The organism is Paenibacillus sp. V4I9, from assembly GCF_030817295.1.
Classification (GTDB): domain Bacteria; phylum Bacillota; class Bacilli; order Paenibacillales; family NBRC-103111; genus Paenibacillus_E.
The window spans coordinates 266,146-286,415 of sequence record NZ_JAUSZE010000001.1; the positions used below are offsets into that span (position 1 = coordinate 266,146).

The window sequence follows — 20,270 nt, forward strand, 5'->3', positions numbered from 1 at the left end:
GTTGAAAAATAAACAGAGGCTGAGTTTTGTCGTAGTTGATCGGTTATTGATGAATTAAATCAATTTAACTAGTGAAGGCACCTGCTGTGAAAAGTAGGTGTTTTTTACTGCATTTTAAAATAACAGAAAAAAGAGAAGAGTTGCGGACCGCAATAGGATCCGGAATTCCGAAGCGAAAATTTATGCATTTATAAATTTCTTATGTTTCTTATGTTTCGCATCTTTCGCACTTGGTTAGAATAATGTATGATTAGGAGGTGAAGGGAGTTGATTGTGATGGTTACTAAGGAAAAGGAAATTGTTTTTCTTTGGGAAACACCTGTAATTGATCAGTTGAAAAGGCTAAGTAAAACAGAAAGTGATGATAAATTAGGTATGCTTTATTTGCAACTTTACAACGCTTCTCTAAATATATCCGAAACTTTCCAACAATTGTCCTTAAATCAAAGAGAGACATTTATTCAACAAGTCACTGTTACATTTGCTGAAAGTAATGAAATACAAGAGCACCTAGTACCAGACCCTGAATATATAACAACAAATGAAGTGTCGAAATTGCTAGGGATTTCACCACAAGCTGTTCGTAAGTGGTGTGAGTCCAAAAAACTGGATGCTACAAGAACTTTTGGCGAATATGGTGAATGGAGAATTGACACTAGTCAATTTAAAAAAAATGCAGAACTGGCCAAAAAATATCGTAATTTAATATTCGAAAATAGGCAAAAACAACTTCGCACACACAGAGCCCTAAAAGAAATGAATTTGGAAAACCTCCCAGGCTACAAAGAAACTTTTGGGGAAACAAAAGAAGATAACGAGTAAATCATCTTTTTGGTGATTTACTTTTTTTTGTATGCTGTTATAATTTGGGAGATTAGCCGTATTTTATATTAGAATGGATGATAACCATAAATGACGGATAAAAAGACAATCACACTTCGAATAGAAAATAAAACGAATCATGAAACAGTGAACTTTGTATTAGATACAAATACAATTAGATTTAAAAATGGTGCTAGTAATGAGCAAGATAGAATAGAAGCAGTTAGAGAATTTTTCAATTATACGGACCAGCATAAGGAAGTTTACAATTTTGTTATTCCTTGGCAGGTTGGTTCGGAACTCCGTTTATTTATGTACCGTTTTCGCGAACAATTCAAGAATGACCCTGCTTTGCTAAAGCAAGCGGATGATGTTGATAAGTTTATCAAGGAATTCGAGGAAGTAGATTGTGAAGCTGATAAGCATCAAGAGGAAGAGATACGATTAATTTTTGAATATCTGAAATTGAACTACGAGTTCATTTCAGATGAGGATGAGGGCACAAAAATTAAAATGAACAGTCTTAAAACAGATGATGCTCGAATATTATTGACTGCGCTTCAAGAAGATCGCTCTATTATAACGCATAATGTAAAGGATTTTGTGCCAGCTCTTGTTTTCGAAAAAGCGATTTGGGATCCAGTTAACGATAAAATATATCGGCTATCAGTAGAAGATGAAAAGCTATTGAAGGAAGACCAAGACTTGCAAAAGTGGATAGAACACCTGTTGTCGAAATTCAATGCAGAGGTCAGTCAAGAAGAAGAAGAAGAGATTCTAAAAAAGATGCAATAGTTCGGGAGCTATTTTTGCTCCTTTTTTTATTTCTATTTCTAATTGAACCACCGTCTGTATCACGAGTTAATGTGAATGGACGGTTTTTCTTGTTCTAATCTCTATTATTAATATGATAAACTAACCTTACAAAGTTACGTCTTCCGGAGGAATTATGAACGATCTAGCAAGAAAGCTGGAGCTCGCGATGAAAGAAATTGAACGATTGAATCAGGAGAATCATCAACTGAAGCAAAAGCTTGCTGTTATTACAAAAGATGATTCGGAGGTTGTTAATTGTAATCTTCCTCATGATGCTATTGTGATGAATGAACCAATCTTTAAGATAGAACTCGAAAAGGGCAACGTCCATAATTACTCTACACCGAGTGAGAAGATTGCGTTATTTCGTAGTCTTTTTCGTGGTCGTGAAGATGTTTATCCAATTAGATGGGAAAGTAAAACAGGAAAATCAGGATACTCTCCAGTATGTGGTAACGAATGGTCATTTGTTTGTAAGAAGCCTCAAATCAAGTGCTCGGACTGCTCCCATAAAGAGTTTCTACCTGTAACAGATGAGGTCATATCTCATCATCTCGATGCGAAGATTAATCGTACGATTGGAGTTTACCCAATGCTCCAAGATGAAACGTGTTGGTTTCTAGTAATGGATTTTGATAAACAAAATTGGCAGCTAGATGCAGCCGCCGTTATAACTACTTGCGAAGAACTTCAGATTCCTGCTGCGTTAGAACGCTCCCGTTCAGGGAATGGGGGACATATATGGATATTTTTTGATCAACCTATTGATGCAAGCTTGGCTCGGAAACTCGGATGCGCGCTTTTAACCAGGACGATGGAAAACAGGTATGAATTGGGTCTGGATTCCTATGATCGGCTATTTCCAAATCAAGATACGCTTCCTAGAGGTGGATTTGGTAATTTAATAGCACTGCCTATGCAAGGAAGTCCTCGGAAAGAAGGAAACAGTGTTTTCGTAGATGAGAATTTAGCCCCATATGAAGATCAGTGGAGTTTTTTATCTGGTTTAAAGAAAATGAGTTTATCTCAAGTTGAAACTAAGCTGCAGCAGATTACTAGAAATTCAAAAGTTATAAACGTAGGAATTTGGGAAGAGGAAGCAAAAGAGGATAGACCGTGGGAAATACAGCAAATTGGCTTTGATGAAGAAGAAATGGATATGACTCTGCCCTCGAAGATTCACATCATTCTTTCTAATATGATCTATATTGAAAAGAATGGATTATCAGGTAGAGCGATTAACCGAATTGGGCAGCTAGCATCCTTTCAAAATCCAGATTTTTATAAAACACAGGCGATGCGATTGCCTACATATGGAAAACCACGTGTCATAGGGTGTGCTGAGGACTTTTCTAAGCATATTGCTTTGCCTAGAGGTTGTCTCCAATTGGTGGTAAATTTGTTTGATAAGTATGGTGTGGAATGTTCGATAACCGATGAGAGAAATAAAGGATCAGATTTGGAAGTGCAATTTTCTGGGCAGCTTTTAATCCTGCAGGATGCCGCGGCGAGATCAATCTTAGCTCATGATACGGGAATTCTATCAGCGACAACTGCTTTTGGAAAAACGGTAGTTGCAGCTTCAATTATTGCTTCGAGAAAAGTGAATACCTTAGTGTTGGTGCATCGCCGTGAATTAATGGATCAATGGAAGGAAAGATTAAATACTTTTCTAAATCTGCAAACAAAAGATATCGGTGTCATTGGAGGCGGGAAGGAGAAACGAACGGGTATTATCGATATTGCCGTCATTCAAAGCTTAAACAATAAAGGTCAAATAAAGGATTACTTAACAGAGTACGGGCAAATCATTGTAGACGAATGTCATCATGTTTCGGCGTTTAGCTTTGAGCAAGTATTGAAAAAGGCAAATGCCAAATATGTAGTTGGTTTAACGGCTACTCCAACCAGGCAAGATGGACAACAACCCATTGTACTTATGCAGTGCGGTCCTATTCGAACTAGAATAGACGCGAAGTCCCAAGCTAATACAAGAGGATTTGAACATAAAGTGTTGCCAAGATATACATCTTTTCAATTACCATCTCAGACGGTCAGTCCTTCTATTCAGACTATTTATCAGTTATTAGTAGAAGATGAAAAAAGGAATGAGATGATTTTTGACGATTTATTAAAATGTTTGGATCAAGGAAGATCACCAATCCTTCTAGCAGAGCGAACAGCACATGTTGAGTATTTTGAAAAGAAGCTTGAAAAGTTCGCTAAGAATGTGATCGTGTTACGAGGCGGTATGGGTAAAAAGCAGAGAGAGTCAATAAGGCAACGGATCGCAAGCATACCTGATAACGAAGAACGAGTTTTTATTGCAACGGGTAAATTGATTGGAGAAGGCTTCGATGATGCTAGACTGGATACATTATTTTTAGTTCATCCGATTTCGTGGAAAGGAAGCTTGCAGCAATACGCAGGGAGATTACACCGGTCACATGCTAACAAACAAGACGTTCAAATTTATGACTATGTTGACATTCAGGTGCCACTTCTCATGAGTATGTATAAAAAAAGGATAAAAGGATATCGAACTATGGGCTATAGCGGAATGGAATTGTAGATAAGACAGAATAACTACCATAAAGGAAAGGAAAGAAATTCACGATGACCAAGATTTCAATACCGGAGCTTAAGAAACAATTAAAAACGTATAAGGCTGAAGAGCTAGTCTCTATCATTATCGATTGTTATAAATCAAGTAGCGATGTAAAGAGCTATATTCATATGATGTTGGAGCCTGAGAATACGGAAAATCAATTGTTTGATGAAGCCCAAAAGAAAATTTTGCATCAGTTTTACCCAGAACGCGGTGAACCTAAGCTTAAATTGGCTGAAGCGAAAAAAGCTATTTCTGAATTCAGCAAGCTTTGCAACAATGAAGCGAGAACGATAGATTTAATGATCTACTACGTAGAGTTGGGTGTGGATTTTACCAACGAATATGGAGACATGTACGAATCATTTTATTATAGTATGGGGTCAATGTACCACAATGCACTTCAAAAAATAACAGCTGATAATGGCAGTGGATTATTTCATCTATTTCGAGATAGGTTAAAGGGAATTGTTCAGGATTCGGGAGGAGTAGGTTGGGGGTTTCATGATCATCTTGTTGAGGTTTATTATGCATTTGCAGCCGACTATGAAGATGAAATTGAGTAGGTATAGACTTTATGACCGCAGTTGGTTTGAAGGTCGACTTCAAAAACATGAATATTGAGTATGATTGAACCCTATCCGTATCTACGGATGGGGTTCTTTGTCGAAGTCTCCAATAAAATTAATTTATTTAATAGTGGAAGAGATATAGATTTCATCAATAGAAACGGAATATTCCTTGTACAACCTGCATATCCATAAACAAAAGCATAAATAGCAGGCAAAGGTGCCTTAGGTCCAAGAGCGACATGTCGTTCTCTGCACCTGGGCACCTTTTTGTTTTCATTCATTCGAGGTAAAGAGGTGAAAGGAGTGAAACAACAACCAATTCGAGCCATTCCGCTCGCCGTTAGGATCATCCCTAATGTGGATGCTGGCTTGGCACTTCAGTTGGAATTGAAGCCGGGCGTTCGCAGCCTTGGTCTGTTAACGTCCAGCATCGATGATGTGGGCTATACGGCAATCGATGAAGCAACGAAGAATGCAGCAGTTGAAGTTGTGTATGCTCGTTCATTCTATGCGGGATCAGGTCATGCTTCTGGACCGCTATCAGGAGAATTTATAGGGATCATAGGCGGTGCATCGCCTGCAGAAGTAAGAAGCGGGCTAGATGCAGCTATCCAAGTGATGGAGACTGGAGCTTGTTTTTACTCCCTCAACGACGAGGGAACGCATGCTTACTATGCTCATGTTGTCTCCAGAACAGGTTCTTATTTGTCCACATTGGCGGAAATTCAAGAAGGAGAGCCTCTTGCTTATTTGATTGCTCCGCCACTCGAAGCCGTTTACGCACTCGATGCCGCACTGAAGGCGGCTGATGTACGCATGTGCAAGTTTTATGGCCCTCCGACGGAGACGAACTTTGCGGGAGGATTATTGACAGGCAGTCAATCTGCTTGTACGGCAGCAGCAGAAGCGTTCGCGGAGGCCGTTCGAAGCATTGCTCGAGAGCCTAAGAAAATAGGGTAAAGAGAAGCGGGTGTTTACAAATGGATGGAAGATTGATGTCTTTGGGCATGATCGAAACTTACGGTCTGCCTGCCTTGATTGCAGCCGCAGACGCTGCTGCCAAAACCGCGGATGTGAAGGTAACGACTTATGAAAAAGTGGATGCCGGCATCGTAACGATTTATATTTTGGGCGATGTTGCAGCGGTCAAAGCTGCCGTGGATGCAGGTGCGGCAGAAGCGAAGAGAGTGGGCAAGCTGTTATCCACACATGTTATACCGCGACCGGATCCTTCTGTACACGCGATGATTCAGGAGGCTTGGGCCAAAAACCAGCCGAAAGATTCACCGAAAGAGGAGCTCAATAAGGTGCCAGCGCCGCACGAAAAAAGTGCAACGAATTGGAGCAAGATGAGCGTAGCACAACTCAGAGAGCTTGCGCACCATACACCCCGATTCCCCATAACCGGTCGGGATATCCAATTGGTTAGCAAAGCCGAATTGGTAAGACTTTTCACGGGGATGGAGGGGGAGAGCCGATAACATGAAGCTGGATAGTGATTTACAAGCGATCCAGGAGGTCCGCCATTTCCTTCAAGAGGCAAAGGCGGCACAAAAACAACTGGAGAAAATGAAGCAATCGCAAATTGACGCGATCGTAGCAGCCATGGCTCAAGCAGCGGAGTCCGAAGCAGAGCGGCTGGGTGTTATGGCCGTAGAAGAGACAGGCTTCGGAAAAGTTGCCGATAAAAAGGCGAAAAATTTATTCGTTGCGAGAGACGTCTACTCGGCAATCAAGGATATGCAAACGGTTGGTATCATCCGCAAAGATGATGTGAAGCAAGTCTGGGAAATCGCACAACCCGTCGGAATTGTTGCTGCCATTATACCTTCAACGAACCCAACTTCAACCGTCTTGTTCAAATGTATGATCTCACTTAAATCAAGAAACGCCATCGTGATCAGTCCGCATCCATCGGCACTGCGCTGTTCGCAGGAGTCGGCAGCCGTCATGCGTGCTGCGGCGGAGAAGGCAGGAGCTCCAGCAGGGCTGATTCATTGTATATCGCATCCCTCCCTTGAGGCGAGCAGCGAACTAATGAGGCATAAGCTGACCGATCTCATCTTGGCGACGGGTGGAACCGCCATGGTCAAGGCCGCTTACAGCTCTGGCAAGCCCGCCTACGGTGTCGGACCCGGCAACGTTCCGGTTTATATACATCAGAGTGCGGATATCCCACGAGCTGTGAGCCTGATTTTGCAAAGCAAAACGTTCGACTACGGAACGATCTGTGCTTCTGAACAAGCGATTGTCGTCGATCAAGTGGTAAAAGCGGAGCTGGTCGCGGAATTGAAGCGGCAGGGGGCTTACTTTTTGAACGCAGAGGAAAAAGAAAAGGTCGGCTCGATCCTCACCATTGGAAAAGGGATGAACCCGAATGTGGTTGGCCGTTCTCCGCAAGTGATTGCTAGCAAGGCTGGCATAACCGTTCCGGAGGATGCAAGGGTACTGGTCGCGGAAGAGTCGGAGGTAGGACATGCGTATCCATTTTCCATGGAGAAACTCTGTCCTGTGCTTGCTTTATATACCGTGAGTGATTGGCAAGAAGGCTGTCAACGCTGCACCCTACTTTTGGAGCTCGGAGGACTTGGACATACACTCGGCATCCATGGCGAGGATTTGTCGATCATTGAAGCGTTCGGGCTGGAGAAACCAGCATCGCGAATTGTAGTGAATACAGGCACTACGTTCGGGGGAATCGGTGCAACGACGGGGATTATGCCATCAATGACGCTGGGCTGTGGTTCCTATGGCAACAACATCACGTCGGACAACATCGGTCCTCAGCATTTGATGAACATCAAGCGTATTGCATTTGGCATTAAAGAAATGCCGACGGAGCCCGATGAGAACCGTATTGTAGCGCTAGTCGCGGAAAGTTTGGAAAGCTCTAATAAACTCGGTATTACGCGTGATGAAGTTGCGCAGATCATTAAAAGCGTGCTTTCCGAAATGCAATTGCATACATAACCGGAGGAGGAAATTCAAATGGCAGGAGAAATGGCAGCTTTGGGTTTAGTGGAAACGAAAGGCTTGGTAGGTTCAATTGAAGCGGCAGACGCCATGGTCAAGGCAGCGAATGTGAGATTGGTCGGTAAAGTTCATGTTGGCGGAGGACTGGTCACGGTCATGGTCAGAGGAGATGTTGGCGCTGTAAAGGCGGCCACGGATGCAGGTGCTGCAGCTGCGGAAAAAGTGGGAGAGCTTGTCTCTGTTCACGTTATTCCCCGTCCGCATTCTGACATTGAGTTCATTCTACCTAAACTCGAAGGTTAAAAACGTCTATGACGCTTATTACGGAAACGCACTTGCGTACTCAGCTGGTTAAAGGCCTGCCAAATCCGTTTCCGATAACGGACGGGGATAAGCTGACACCAGCAGCCGCTGACTTTTTGAAAGATAGGGGAATCTCTTTGCGGCGCGTGGCCCCGACGGAGTCAACAATCCTTCCGGGAAGCCAGGATATTGGGCTCAAGCTTATTCCAGTCGGCGTGTCAAACCGGCATGTTCACCTCTCTCCCGAGCATGTTGAAGCGTTGTTCGGCGCTGGTTACGCGTTAACTCCACTTCGTGAGCTGTCTCAAAAGGGTCAGTTCGCTGCGCACGAAACCGTGACATTGGTTGGTCCTAGAGGGATCATCCAACATGTCCGCATTCTGGGTCCTTCACGTGGAGCAACCCAAGTGGAGATCTCTCGTACAGACGGATATGCGCTGGGCGTTCATACTCCGGTCCGGTTATCCGGTGATATCCAAGGTACACCAAGTATTACACTCGTCGGCGTGAGCGGAACGGTCGTTTTGCAGCAGGGATTGATCATTGCCAAAAATCATGTGCACATGTCTCCAGAAGATGCCCAAACTTTTCAGGTCAACGAAGGAGATCGCCTCATTGTCCAAGCAATGGGGGAGCGGCCAATTATTTTTGCTGATACGATCGTGAGGGTTAGCGCACAATTTTCGCTGGATTTTCATATCGACTTGGATGAAGCGAATGCTGCCCATTTGAATACTGGGGATAAGGTTCGGGTGATCGGCAAAAACGGTGAAATCACGTGCGCCGAAAGGAGGCAGCTCTAGGTGGAGATCAAGCAAATGGTCGAATCTATTGTTCGTGAGCTCATTGACTCATTGGAGAAGCAAGCGGCCAAGCGACCTAAGGTGCTTTACATTTTTTACGACAGTACGGCTCATGAGGCTTTTACCGATCATTTTATATGGTTAAATAATCACCAGGTTAATCATGATATTTTGTTCTTGGATGGCGAAGCTTCTTCTTGGCTGGGGAAGCACCAAATTGAATGCGGCGGTCGCGGAAAAACGATTGCATCCGATGAATTCGCACCGTCTCCACTAGAGGTACCTCTTGAATATGAGGGAATCGTGATCCCGGAAATTGATCTTGATAATGCGGCAAGGGCCGCTCTTGGCATGAAAGGGACCATCATATCGGAAATCATCTTTTCCACGTTGGTTCAGAATAAATTTGTACTCATCGGCGATGATATCTCCGGGTTGAAGCGGGCGGACCGACGGACGCTAAGAACGCTAACGCTGCCTAAGCCTTATGTGAACCTTTTTGATTATTACAAAATGGAACTGCAAATGTATGGCGTTGAATTTGGTCCATTGAAGCAGCTGGCTGAAATGGTTGTGAATAAAATCCGTCCAGATTCTGAAATTACAGAACCCGACAGCTCCATGAAAAAAGACGAGCGCACCGAGGATAGCGGGCACATCGTTTATGAAGGAAGGCTCATCTCAGCGGATTGGGTGGCGCGGGAATCCAAAAGTAAATCTCTTCGCTCGCTACGAGTTGGCAAGAGAACGATCATATCTTCATTAGCCCAAGACATGCTGAAGGAGAAAGGCATCACGATCGAATATGTCACGGCTGAAGGGTGAGGTCCTATGTTTTTAGGAAAAGTAATCGGAAGTGTATGGGCTACGCAAAAAGAAGTGGGCATGGACAATTTGAAATTGTTAGTTATCCAGCCGATGGATTTCAAAGACAGCGAAGCGGGCACTCCGATCATTGCCGCAGACCGTATTGGAGCCGGTGTTGGCGAGAGTGTGATTGTGTCCAGAGGGAGTCCGGCCCGAACCTTGTTCACGGATAAAATGGTTCCTATCGATGCAATGATTGTAGGCATTGTAGATAGCTATGAGGTCGCTCAAGAAACCGAGGAGGACGTATGGAAGAGCAGAAGATGAGGGTGATTCAGGAATATGTGCCCGGCAAACAACTGACACTGGCTCATGTGATTGCCAATCCTGACCCGGTTTTGTATACGAAGCTTGGCATTGATGAAAGGAATGCGATCGGGATTTTAACGCTTACCCCTACGGAAACAGCCATCATTGCCGCAGATATTGCGACCAAAGCGGCCAGTGTGGGCATCGGTTATTTGGATCGGTTCACCGGTTCGCTCGTGCTCACGGGAGAAGTAGCCGCTGTGGAGATGGCGATTGAGGCTGTGAATGCTTTTTTGCAGGATAAGCTGAAATTTGCGACTGCACCGATAACGAGGTCTTAAATTATGAAAAAAGTGATGCTGATCGGCGCTGTCGGTGCTGGAAAATCAACGTTAATTAAAGCCTTGTTCGGGGAATCGGAGCCGGCGGCCAAAACCCAAAGTCTCATCTATCGGGACTGGATTATTGATACGCCCGGTGAATACAGCGAAAACCCATTGTATTATCGCTCCCTAATAGCGACCTCTCATGAGACTGCTGCCGTTGTGCTTGTGCAGGATGCTGCGAGGAACAGAAGCTATTTTCCTCCCGGGTTTGAACAGGGGTTTCCTGTATTAACGATTGGGGTAGTAACGAAAATCGATCACCCGAAGGCAGACATTGATCGAGCCATTACCCTTCTCAGACAGTCGCTGCCGGAGGGAGAAATCTTTTTGACGTCGGCTAATTCCACAAAGGGAATTCAACGGCTGAAGCAAAGACTCATGGAGATTGTACAAGAGTAAATCCACGACGTAATGAGGGATTCATGGTGGCATCGATCATAGAATTGTGCAGGAATCACACGATTTTAAGCGAGGAAGAAGCCCAGACAATCAAGGAGATGGCTGCTCAGCTGCAATTGATAGCCGATGTGTCGGAATCGGATGTATTTATTGACTGCCCGCTCGCAGACAAGGGTTCAGCGCTTGTGGTTGCCGAGGCACACCCATCCTCAGCCCCATCCCTGTATAAGACATCGGTCGTCGGACAATATGCTTTTGCGCAAAATGAGCCTGCCGTGATGTTTTGTTTGCTTTCCGGGCAATCCGTAATCGGATCCAGAGGCATCTCGCAGGAGCAGATTGCCATTCAGCAGAACGTCGTGCCGATTCGGTCAAAAGGCGGCAATGTCATTGGCGCCTTGATCATGGAAAAGGACATCTCCGAAAAGCTCGAGCAGGAGAAAAATGTGACGAGATTAATGGAAACAACCGAACAGCTGAGCGAAACGCTGCTTACTGTGGCGATGTCTGAAGGCAGTATGCAGTCGCTTATGCACGAAGGCATTGTTTTATTTGATGACAAAGAGTGTGTGACCTACACCAATCCCCGAGCAGCTGAAATGTTAAAGGAAATCGGTCATGCCGGCGTGATTAACGGATACCCGATTGCCCAGTTGTTTTATAGCAGATTGGAAGGGAATCCTCTTATTGGCCACAAAGGACTCATCCATCAGGAGCTTCAAATCGGGCATGTTTCCTTTGATCTAAAAGCCATGTCCATCTACCGGAATCAGCGGGAGGTTGGCGGTATTATTCTCATTCGCGACATCTCGGATATTAAAGAAAAAGAGAAGCAGCTAGTGATCAAGTCCGCTGTAATTAAAGAAATTCATCATCGTGTGAAAAATAATTTGCAGACCGTATCCAGTCTACTCCGCTTACAGATGCGAAGAACCAAGCTTGAAGAAGTGGAGAGAGTTTATCGCGATAGCATCAACCGCATTAACAGCATTGCCGTCATTCATGAAATGCTTGCCTTTGAAGGAATTGAAACGATCCACTTCAACGATGTGGTGGACCGCATTACGAAGAACATTATCTCATCCTCTTCCAAACCGGATCAGAATATTTATCCGAAAATTTATGGGGATGAGCTTATTTTACAGTCAGACGTTGCTACGACACTTGCGCTTGTTGTCAATGAGCTTGTGCAGAACTGCGTGCTGCATGCTTTTGGGGAGAGACGTACCGGGAATATCGACATTTCCCTGCAATTTATTGGCACCTTCATCAGCGTCCATGTATCCGATAATGGCATCGGAATTGAAGCGGCAATCCATTCAGACAGGAAAGGGCATCTTGGCTTGAAAATCACAGAAACGCTGGTGGAAGAGAATCTCGGCGGTATCATCAATATGACTTCGGATGAGCGGGGTACGGACGTTCATATCACTTTTCCGCTTTCCAAAACGCAGCAGAAGGAGGACGAATAGCCATGAAAAACGCCATCGTTGTTGTGGATGATGATCCGATCATTCGCATGGATATTCGCGAAATGCTGGAGGAGGGTGGATATTGGGTCGTGGGAGAAGCCAAAAATGGCGAGGAAGCGGTAGAACTCGTTGCCAGATTAAAACCGGACCTAGCCATCATGGATATTAAAATGCCAGTCATGAACGGTATCAAGGCTTCCCAAATTATACGCAAGCTGCAGCAGGATACATCTGTTTTACTTCTTACGGCATACAGCCAAAAGGAATTGGTGAAGGATGCTCGCGAGGCGGGAGTCGCCGCTTTCCTGGTTAAACCAGTGTCGGAGGAAGATTTGCTGCCCGCTGTGGAAATTGCTTTGAGTCAAAAAGAAAAGATGGATTCACTGAAACAGGACATCAAACAGCTAAAGCAATCCATCGAAGAGCGCAAAGTGATCGAGAAAGCGAAGGGCATCGTGATGCAGGCATACGCCTTAAATGAGGAAGAAGCCTACAAGAAAATGCGTGAAGCGAGCATGACTACGCGTATTCCTCTTTCAAAGCTGGCGGCGTTCATGCTCACGGAGGGTTTGGAATCATTATCTAGTGTGGCACAGGACGGGTGAATGGGGAAATGCATAACCAGTGGATCACAAGTGTCGGCCTAGATATCGGAACGAGTACGACCAAAATGGTGATTAGCCGTTTGAAATTAGTACGCTCGTCGGGTGCTCTCAGCTTGCCTCGATTTGAGATCGCGGAGCGGGAATTACTGTATGCGAGTCCGCTTTACAGCACTCCGCTGAAGAATGGCGATGAAATCAATGCTGAGCGCATATGGGAAATCGTGACCAAAGAGTACGAGCAGGCAGGAATCCGTCCAGCGGATTTGAAATCCGGCGCGGTGATCATTACCGGAGAAACGGCGAATAAAACGAACGCGAGGCAAATTCTGCATCTGCTCGCCGAACGCTCGGGCGATTTCGTTGTAGCAACCGCAGGTGCTGATCTAGAAGGGCTGCTTGCCGGCAAAGGCGCCGGTGCGGAGCGCCGTTCCATGCATATTCGAGGCGCAGTCGCCAATATCGATATCGGCGGAGGTACAGCGAATGCGGCTATTTTTCAAAGAGGCAAACTGATTGGAACGGTCACCTTTCACGTTGGGGGCAGGCTCATCCAATTAGACTCGAACGGAGTAGTTATAGACATCTCTGCATCGATTCGCCCGTGGCTGAGGACTAGCGGATACAACATAAAGGCTGGCGACACGGTTAGCTTTACTCTCATAAAAGAAATCTGCATGGGAATGTGCTACTGCATGATGGATTACTTAGCCGGGCAGATCATTCCAGAGCATGATGAATCACTTCGTTCATTGCTGAGCGGCGAGCCGCTTGCGTCAATGCCTCCCATTGGAGAATGGATGGTATCCGGAGGCATCGGCCTGTTGATGGAGGCGAAGAAACCGGAAAGCTTGGTGGATGTGGCGGTCCATCAGGATATCGGCCCTTTGTTAGCACACACTTGGAAGGAATTATCGGGCCAATATCCCATCCGGCTCATCCAAGCGGATCAAACGGTCAGAGCGACTGTCATCGGTGCCGGGATGCAGAGTACGGAAATCAGCGGCGCTACGGTGCAATTGGATGCATCGCTGCTGCCGATACGCAATCTGCCCGTACTGGGGCTTGATATAACACCACAGATGCTTGAGCAAACTGGACTGCTTGCGGAAGCGTTGGATGCGATCATGAAAAGCGGCGTAAGCCTCTTTGATCGGGATCAGTCACCTCCATTCGGGCTGGCTTTGTCAGGAATGAATGATCTTACGTACACATCGCTTCAGCACTTAGCGGATCGGCTGCATGCAAGTTTTGTTCAATATTTTCCTTGCGGCGAAGTCATAGTGGTTATCTGTGAAACGGATATCGCGAAGGCGCTCGGTCAATCCTTGGCTAAGCGCTGCGGACAACGTCCGAAAGTCATATGCATCGATCAAATCCGTGTAGAGCATGGGGACTATATCGATTTGGGCACGCCGATTTCAGGGATCATGATCCCTGTCGTTGTTAAGACGTTGGCCTTTCACAACAGAGCGGAGGGGATAAGTCAGTGAACCTGAAGACTACGTTGCTTGGTACTACCTTTCAATTTAAAGATTTAAAGGAAGTCATGGCGAAAGCAAACGAGGAGAAATCAGGCGATCAGTTGGCCGGTATCTCCGCACAAGATGCGAAGGAGCGGATTGCAGCCAAGCTGGTTCTGTCCGATTTGACGCTGGCGGATATCCGTAATCATCCGCTGCTGCCGCCGGAAATCGATGAAGTGTCGCGGGTAATCGAGGACGGGATAAACGAAAAGATATATACCGAGGTTCGCAATTGGACGGTGGCTGAGTTGCGGGAGTACTTGCTGAGGCAAGAAACGGGAAATGATGAAATTCGCAGGCTTTCTCGTGGCTTAACGAGTGAGATGGCAGCCGCTGCCGCCAAATTAATGAGTAACCTTGATCTTGTGCAGGCCGCATCCAAAATGGAAATCACATCGCATTGCAACATTACGATTGGCCAAAAGGGAGTGCTGTCCGGTCGGGCCCAACCCAATCATCCTACGGACAATATTCAGGGTATTAAGGCCGCTTTATTTGAAGCTTTAAGTTATGGGATCGGTGATGCGGTTATCGGTATCAACCCGGTTATCGATTCAGCAGAAAGCGTCAAAAATATTTTGCAGGTCACCAAAGAAGTGATGGAGAAGTGGCAGATTCCGACGCAGAATTGTGTCTTGGCGCATATCAAAACCCAGATGCGCGCTATTCGCCAAGGCGCTCCTGCCGATATGGTGTTTCAAAGCTTGGCCGGCACGGAGGGCGGGAATAAAGCGTTCGGTATCGATGTTGCTCTTCTTAACGAAGCAGATGATCTCATTGCCAGGGAAGGCACAGGGACAGGGCCGAATCTGTGGTATTTTGAAACGGGTCAAGGCTCCGAATTGTCAGCCGAAGCGCATCATGGTATCGACCAGGTCACACTCGAGTCCCGCTGTTATGGCCTTGCCCGAAAATATAAGCCATTTATCGTCAACACGGTTGTTGGCTTTATCGGACCTGAGTATTTGTATGACAGCAAGCAGGTCATTCGGGCCGGTTTGGAAGACCATTTCATGGGAAAGCTTCAGCAGCTGCCGATGGGCGTAGATGTTTGCTACACCAACCACATGAAGGCAGATCAGAATGATATGGACAATTTAGCGGTGCTGCTTTCCGCTGCAGGCGTCAATTACCTGATCGGTGTAGCCATGGCAGATGATTGTATGCTCAATTACCAATCTACCAGCTACCACGATATCGCTACTTTGAGGGAATTGATGAGACTTCGTCCAGCCCCGGCTTTTGAACAATGGCTGGTTAAAATGGGGATCATGGAAAATGGCCGATTAACACCGCTGGCGGGAGATCCGACCCTTTTTATGTAAGGAGGAACAAACATGAATAAAGCTGTCCCCATGGATCAGCTTGTCGATATGGTGATGGCAGAGCTTGAGAAGAAGCTGTCTGCATCAAAAGCTGCTGATAATCCGGCGGCCATTCGCTCTATGAACCCTGATCTGGTTAACGAGGAAGCGCAGCCGTCTACCCGCGTAGAAATGGTGTCGGAACTGAACCCAGCCCCCGATTTGGTCACATTTACCTCTAAAGTACCAACTCCCAAATGGGAGGAAGGGATGAATGAACTGCTCGCCAGCACCCCGGCACGTATCGGCGTATGGCGTACGGGAACGAGGGCGCTCACCAAAGAGGTGCTTAAATTTCGCCGTGACCATGCCGCTGCTGTCGATTCCATATATGGTGAAGCGAGTCAGGCGCTTTTGGACGAATTCGGTTTGTTTACGGTAGAAACTCGGTACGAGAATACGGAAAACTACTTAAAACGCCCCGATATGGGACGTATTGTTACCGAAGAAGGAATCACGGAAATTCAGAAAAGGTGCAAGATGAAGCCGCAGGTGCAGATAGTCGTTTCGGATGGACTGAGCGCTAATGCGGTAGATGCCAATTTGGGCGATGTCTATCCTGCGCTGCTTGATTCGCTGAGTGCTTACGGGTTATCCACAGGTACTCCGTTTTTCGTCCGTGGCGGTAGGGTCGCTGTCATGGATCACATCGGCGAAATTGTCCAGCCGGAAGTTCTTGTGCTTTTGATCGGGGAAAGACCTGGTCTTGTTTCGTCGAAATCGCTTAGTGCCTACATCTGTTACAAACCGCGTAAAGGCACTGTGGAGAGCGACCGTACGGTGATTTCCAACATTCATCGCGGGGGTACCCCTCCCCTGGAAGGCGGTGCGCATATCGGCACCATCGTGAGTAAAATGCTTGAGCAAAAGACGAGCGGTGTCAACTTGGAAATTTAACCGTGAAGGAGGTGAGGCGGAATGGAACTGACGATTGGCATCGTAATTATTGCGGTAACGTGTTTGTTTGCTTTATGGATTGTCAGAATCGCCAACAAAAGCATTCGCGAATTCGATGAAAGCAAGCATGAAAGTTTCCTAGGGAAATGAGACTGGTGACTTGTTTGTACAAAATCGTATCTATTTGATGAGGAGGATCAAAGATGAGCAACCCTTCCAATCATCATGAAAAAGACAAAAGTGATTTAAACAAGTTCGGTTATGCCCAGGAACTACTGCGTAGTATGGGCGGATTTTCCAATTTCGCGATTTCGTTCTCCATCATTTCCATTCTTACTGGCGCTGTATCGTTATACGGCCACGGATTAACCTATGGCGGAGCGGGCATGATGGGCTTTGGCTGGCCGATCGTCGCCCTTTTTGTAATGTTCGTCGCGGCAGTTATGGCTGAGCTTGCTTCGGCCATTCCGACGGCTGGCGCTTTGTACCATTGGGCGGCTATTTTGAAAAACAAACGCTGGGGCTGGTACACCGCCTGGATCAATCTGATCGGCCAAATCGGGATTGTGGCTGGAATCGATTATTCGGTAGCGCTATTCGCCGATCCGCTCATCGCGAGTGTATTCGGTTATGAATCCAGTAATACAACCGTGTTGTTTTGTTTCACGATCATACTACTTACGCATGGTATTCTGAATCATATCGGGATTCGTATCGTTTCTAAGCTGAACGATTTCTCGGCGTGGTACCATATTGCTGTGGTGGCGGTGCTGGTTTTGTCACTTGCCTTTTTCACCAAAGGCAACTTGAATCCTGTTGATTATTTGTTCAAAGTGGGCGAAACGTTCTCGGATAAACCGTATATGTTTGCTTTTCTAATCGGACTTTTGCAAGCGCAGTGGACATTTACGGGTTACGACGCCTCCGCTCATACGATCGAAGAGACTATCAACCCTCGTGTGCGAGCACCTTGGGGTATTTTCACATCCGTTGCCTATTCGTTTGTCATTGGATTCGTAATGCTTGCTTTTGTTACCTTGTCCATCAAGGATGCCGGTGCAGCTGCCGGTTCAAGCAATGCGTTCATCTATGTCATCAGCCAAGCACTTGGTGGGACATTCGGATCAGTTATCCTATGGCTGGTCACCGCCGCGATGTGGTTCTGCGGTCTAGCTTCTATCACTTCCTTCTCACGTATGATGTATGCCTTCTCTCGTGACAAAGGGATGCCGCTGAGCCATCAATGGGCGCAAATTTCGAAGAAATACCGTACACCTGCCAAAGCCATTTGGCTGGCCATTATTCTTTCGTTCCTGCTCGCTTTCATCGACTACATCATCAAAATGGTGAATCCGGATGCGACTTACACGACGATTGCGTTCCTAACTGCGGTCAGTGTTGTGGGCTTATATGTGGCTTACGGCATTCCGATCTATCTCAAGCTGAGAGCCAAAGCGGAAGGCAGATTTCAAGATAAGCATCTAGGTCCGTGGAATCTCGGAAAATACAGCACGTTCATTTCTGTAGTCGCGCTTTTGTGGATCTTTTTCATCTGTATCGTCATGGTCATCCCTCCGAATCAAATGGCCGGCTATGCCGTAGCTGGGATGCTGATTCTTCTGATCGTTATGGATTTGGCTTATTATAAAAATCACTTCCCTGGTCCGCAGGCCGCACTTAACACTTCCATGGAAGAAATCGTACGACGAGAAAAAGAGCTTGAGAAAACCTCCTCTGTTTAACATTTGCTAGATTTGGGCATCCTTTTACTAGAGATTAAGATTCTAGTAAAGAGGTGCCTTTTTATATGCAGAAATCTTGGTTATTATCGATCATTTGTATGTCCATTATAAGCATTATTTTTGGGTGGGTTCGTCATGCCGATGCGCAAGGTGAGCAAGAAGCCCTTCAGTTATTGAACACAGTTAAACCGTACATGATGAATGAGAATCAAATAACCTTCAAATATACAGGCAATTACGGAACGTGCAATGGTGTACCTCAGGATATGCTGCAAACTGGGAAGAAACTGTCCCGCGCTTTTGGAATTTCTCAGGCTGAAGTGTTGAGTGAATCCAATTCACATCCGACCTATACAGCGAAATCTGAGGTTGTACCCGGAGCGGTCGTCACCGTAACAGTGGCTAGTCCACAGGGACAATCGGCGTGCTATGTCGTCTTGCGATTAGACGCTTCTCATGAAGCTGAACAGTCGGAGTTGGTTAAGTGGCAAGATCAAGCGGGCAAACAATTGAAGAAGCTAGGTATAAATGGCCAATGGAATGTTATGGTGCAAGGTTATGTAAATGGGCAAGAACAGTCTAGTCAAGAGAGCTCCGAAGAGCTGGTAAATACAATAGCTCTAGCTTTTAAAGGTAAAATTGTAGAAAGCTACAAAGACCAGAACACGGTAAGTGCTTCACTAGCTTCTGGAGAGTTCCAATCTTCTATTAAGAGTGATAACCAAACGGTAAATCTGCAGGTTGCTTTGCATGAAGAATCTACGACGGGCAAGTTGCGATTAACCGTAGGTACTCCAATCATAACAATGGAATATTGAAAATATAGTGTGAAGGTGCAGTCAAGCTGCTCCTTTTTTATTTGTTTCTATTTTTGGACGGGATCAAAATTAATAGTTATATCAGGTTTAATAGATTAATAGATTGGTTAGAATGAGTAACAAATACAAATGAATAACAAGTACATAAGAAAGTAAACAAGGAGGTGATCTTAACATGCTGAAAAAAGCCAATCCAAAAAAGCCGATCCTGCCATCCAATAATCCCGTTATTATAAATAATCGCTATTGTTTTCTGATGTGGGCAAAAACGGGTAATAAACGGTATCTGAATATACTCCGAGGAGTGGGAATATGACAACGATAACAAAGCCGGTCATCCCTAGTCTAATTGCAGAATCGATTGAAAGCCTGCGTAGTGAGGGATGGGTAGATGACGATTTCTTCAACTTTTCGCAATATGATGAAGAGTGTACAGAAGCTCGCATTTTATTTCATTACTTTCGAAACAACCGGGCAACGTTTGCAGCAGCCATTGTTAACAGTTATGTTGTTCATGAGCGTTTAATGGAAACTGAAGCAGCTGCTGAATGAACTGCTGAGCGCTTTTTGAAGAAGCTTCTAACTATAGTGAACAAAATTATAATGCCTTTGTTTTCGGATTACTAAACATTAATCGGTTTGACGATTGCGTTCAAAATGATGAGTATAATGAACACGTGCTTAAGCAGCATGTGTTTTTTGTTATAAGGATTCATTAGTAGGGAGATGTTATAAGAGTAGGTAAGAATCAACCTTAGAAACTTTTTTGTAATTGGAAAAATAAAACATTGCTATGTGTTTGTAATCCATGTTATATTATCACTCCGGCCGCAAGACAGGCTGGTGAAAGTAACTAGAAAAAAACTAGTTGCAAAATAAAAATCAGTATGGTATATTACTTCTCGCTGCTTCGGTAACACGGCAGTGAACGAAAGAAATTGATCTTTGAAAACTGAACAACGAGTGAGTAAGCACGAACGAGAAATCGTTCAAAAAGAGATTGCAAAATCTCGCTAGCAACGCAAATGAGCAATTAAGCTTTCAGATAGTT

22 protein-coding genes are annotated in these 20,270 nt (G+C 45.4%); all 22 read left to right on the forward strand.

The window, feature by feature from the left end:
- The first annotated feature begins 276 nt into the window (after nt 1–276).
- Complete coding sequence (locus QFZ81_RS01105) at nt 277–822, forward strand: helix-turn-helix domain-containing protein (RefSeq protein ID WP_307606804.1); 546 nt, start codon at nt 277–279, stop codon at nt 820–822.
- 90 nt (nt 823–912) lie between these two features.
- The gene (locus tag QFZ81_RS01110; protein ID WP_307601151.1) at nt 913–1,617 is read left to right on the forward strand and encodes a PIN domain-containing protein; all 705 of its coding nucleotides are present in this window, start codon (nt 913–915) and stop codon (nt 1,615–1,617) included.
- A 154-nt stretch (nt 1,618–1,771) separates the two neighbouring features.
- On the forward strand, nt 1,772–4,210 hold the full coding sequence (locus QFZ81_RS01115; protein WP_307601153.1) for a TOTE conflict system archaeo-eukaryotic primase domain-containing protein: 2,439 nt from the start codon (nt 1,772–1,774) through the stop codon (nt 4,208–4,210).
- 44 nt (nt 4,211–4,254) lie between these two features.
- Nucleotides 4,255–4,812 (forward strand): DUF6155 family protein, encoded by a 558-nt coding sequence (locus QFZ81_RS01120; protein ID WP_307601155.1) that lies wholly within the window; start codon nt 4,255–4,257, stop codon nt 4,810–4,812.
- Nucleotides 4,813–5,121: 309 nt separating this feature from the next.
- On the forward strand, nt 5,122–5,778 hold the full coding sequence (eutL, locus tag QFZ81_RS01125) for an ethanolamine utilization microcompartment protein EutL (protein ID WP_307601156.1): 657 nt from the start codon (nt 5,122–5,124) through the stop codon (nt 5,776–5,778).
- A 20-nt stretch (nt 5,779–5,798) separates the two neighbouring features.
- On the forward strand, nt 5,799–6,299 hold the full coding sequence (locus QFZ81_RS01130; RefSeq protein ID WP_307601159.1) for a BMC domain-containing protein: 501 nt from the start codon (nt 5,799–5,801) through the stop codon (nt 6,297–6,299).
- A gap of 1 nt (nt 6,300) precedes the next feature.
- Entirely contained in the window at nt 6,301–7,788 is a 1,488-nt protein-coding gene (locus tag QFZ81_RS01135) for an acetaldehyde dehydrogenase (acetylating) (RefSeq protein ID WP_307601160.1), read from the forward strand.
- Nucleotides 7,789–7,806: 18 nt separating this feature from the next.
- Nucleotides 7,807–8,094 carry a BMC domain-containing protein gene (locus QFZ81_RS01140; RefSeq protein ID WP_047676490.1) on the forward strand — a complete coding sequence of 96 codons (288 nt, stop codon included), beginning with the start codon at nt 7,807–7,809 and terminating at the stop codon, nt 8,092–8,094.
- Between the two features lie 8 nt (nt 8,095–8,102).
- Nucleotides 8,103–8,897 carry a phosphate propanoyltransferase gene (gene pduL, locus QFZ81_RS01145; RefSeq protein ID WP_307601161.1) on the forward strand — a complete coding sequence of 265 codons (795 nt, stop codon included), beginning with the start codon at nt 8,103–8,105 and terminating at the stop codon, nt 8,895–8,897.
- Nucleotides 8,898–9,722, forward strand: coding sequence for a hypothetical protein (locus QFZ81_RS01150; RefSeq protein WP_307434851.1), 825 nt, complete (start codon nt 8,898–8,900; stop codon nt 9,720–9,722).
- A 6-nt stretch (nt 9,723–9,728) separates the two neighbouring features.
- Entirely contained in the window at nt 9,729–10,031 is a 303-nt protein-coding gene (locus tag QFZ81_RS01155) for a EutN/CcmL family microcompartment protein (protein ID WP_307434848.1), read from the forward strand.
- Nucleotides 10,013–10,354: a BMC domain-containing protein gene (locus QFZ81_RS01160; protein ID WP_047676497.1), complete on the forward strand. Its 342-nt coding sequence runs from the start codon at nt 10,013–10,015 to the stop codon at nt 10,352–10,354. Before QFZ81_RS01155 ends, QFZ81_RS01160 begins: the two co-directional genes overlap by 19 nt.
- Nucleotides 10,355–10,357: 3 nt before the next feature.
- Complete coding sequence (locus tag QFZ81_RS01165; RefSeq protein WP_483874658.1) at nt 10,358–10,798, forward strand: EutP/PduV family microcompartment system protein; 441 nt, start codon at nt 10,358–10,360, stop codon at nt 10,796–10,798.
- 23 nt (nt 10,799–10,821) lie between these two features.
- Complete coding sequence (locus tag QFZ81_RS01170; RefSeq protein WP_307601162.1) at nt 10,822–12,270, forward strand: sensor histidine kinase; 1,449 nt, start codon at nt 10,822–10,824, stop codon at nt 12,268–12,270.
- A 2-nt stretch (nt 12,271–12,272) separates the two neighbouring features.
- Nucleotides 12,273–12,875 carry an ANTAR domain-containing response regulator gene (locus QFZ81_RS01175; RefSeq protein ID WP_307434842.1) on the forward strand — a complete coding sequence of 201 codons (603 nt, stop codon included), beginning with the start codon at nt 12,273–12,275 and terminating at the stop codon, nt 12,873–12,875.
- An 8-nt stretch (nt 12,876–12,883) separates the two neighbouring features.
- A complete protein-coding gene (locus QFZ81_RS01180; RefSeq protein ID WP_307601163.1) occupies nt 12,884–14,365 on the forward strand; it encodes an ethanolamine ammonia-lyase reactivating factor EutA in 1,482 nt (493 codons plus the stop codon).
- Complete coding sequence (locus QFZ81_RS01185) at nt 14,362–15,723, forward strand: ethanolamine ammonia-lyase subunit EutB (protein WP_307434836.1); 1,362 nt, start codon at nt 14,362–14,364, stop codon at nt 15,721–15,723. Before QFZ81_RS01180 ends, QFZ81_RS01185 begins: the two co-directional genes overlap by 4 nt.
- 12 nt (nt 15,724–15,735) lie before the next feature.
- Nucleotides 15,736–16,659: an ethanolamine ammonia-lyase subunit EutC gene (gene eutC / locus QFZ81_RS01190; protein ID WP_307434833.1), complete on the forward strand. Its 924-nt coding sequence runs from the start codon at nt 15,736–15,738 to the stop codon at nt 16,657–16,659.
- A gap of 21 nt (nt 16,660–16,680) precedes the next feature.
- Nucleotides 16,681–16,809 carry a hypothetical protein gene (locus QFZ81_RS01195; protein ID WP_261304047.1) on the forward strand — a complete coding sequence of 43 codons (129 nt, stop codon included), beginning with the start codon at nt 16,681–16,683 and terminating at the stop codon, nt 16,807–16,809.
- A gap of 53 nt (nt 16,810–16,862) precedes the next feature.
- Nucleotides 16,863–18,401 (forward strand): amino acid permease, encoded by a 1,539-nt coding sequence (locus tag QFZ81_RS01200; protein ID WP_307601164.1) that lies wholly within the window; start codon nt 16,863–16,865, stop codon nt 18,399–18,401.
- Nucleotides 18,402–18,466: 65 nt separating this feature from the next.
- Nucleotides 18,467–19,219: a YwmB family TATA-box binding protein gene (locus QFZ81_RS01205; protein WP_307434825.1), complete on the forward strand. Its 753-nt coding sequence runs from the start codon at nt 18,467–18,469 to the stop codon at nt 19,217–19,219.
- Nucleotides 19,220–19,531: 312 nt separating this feature from the next.
- The gene (locus QFZ81_RS01210; RefSeq protein ID WP_307601166.1) at nt 19,532–19,771 is read left to right on the forward strand and encodes a hypothetical protein; all 240 of its coding nucleotides are present in this window, start codon (nt 19,532–19,534) and stop codon (nt 19,769–19,771) included.
- The last annotated feature ends 499 nt before the right edge of the window (nt 19,772–20,270 follow it).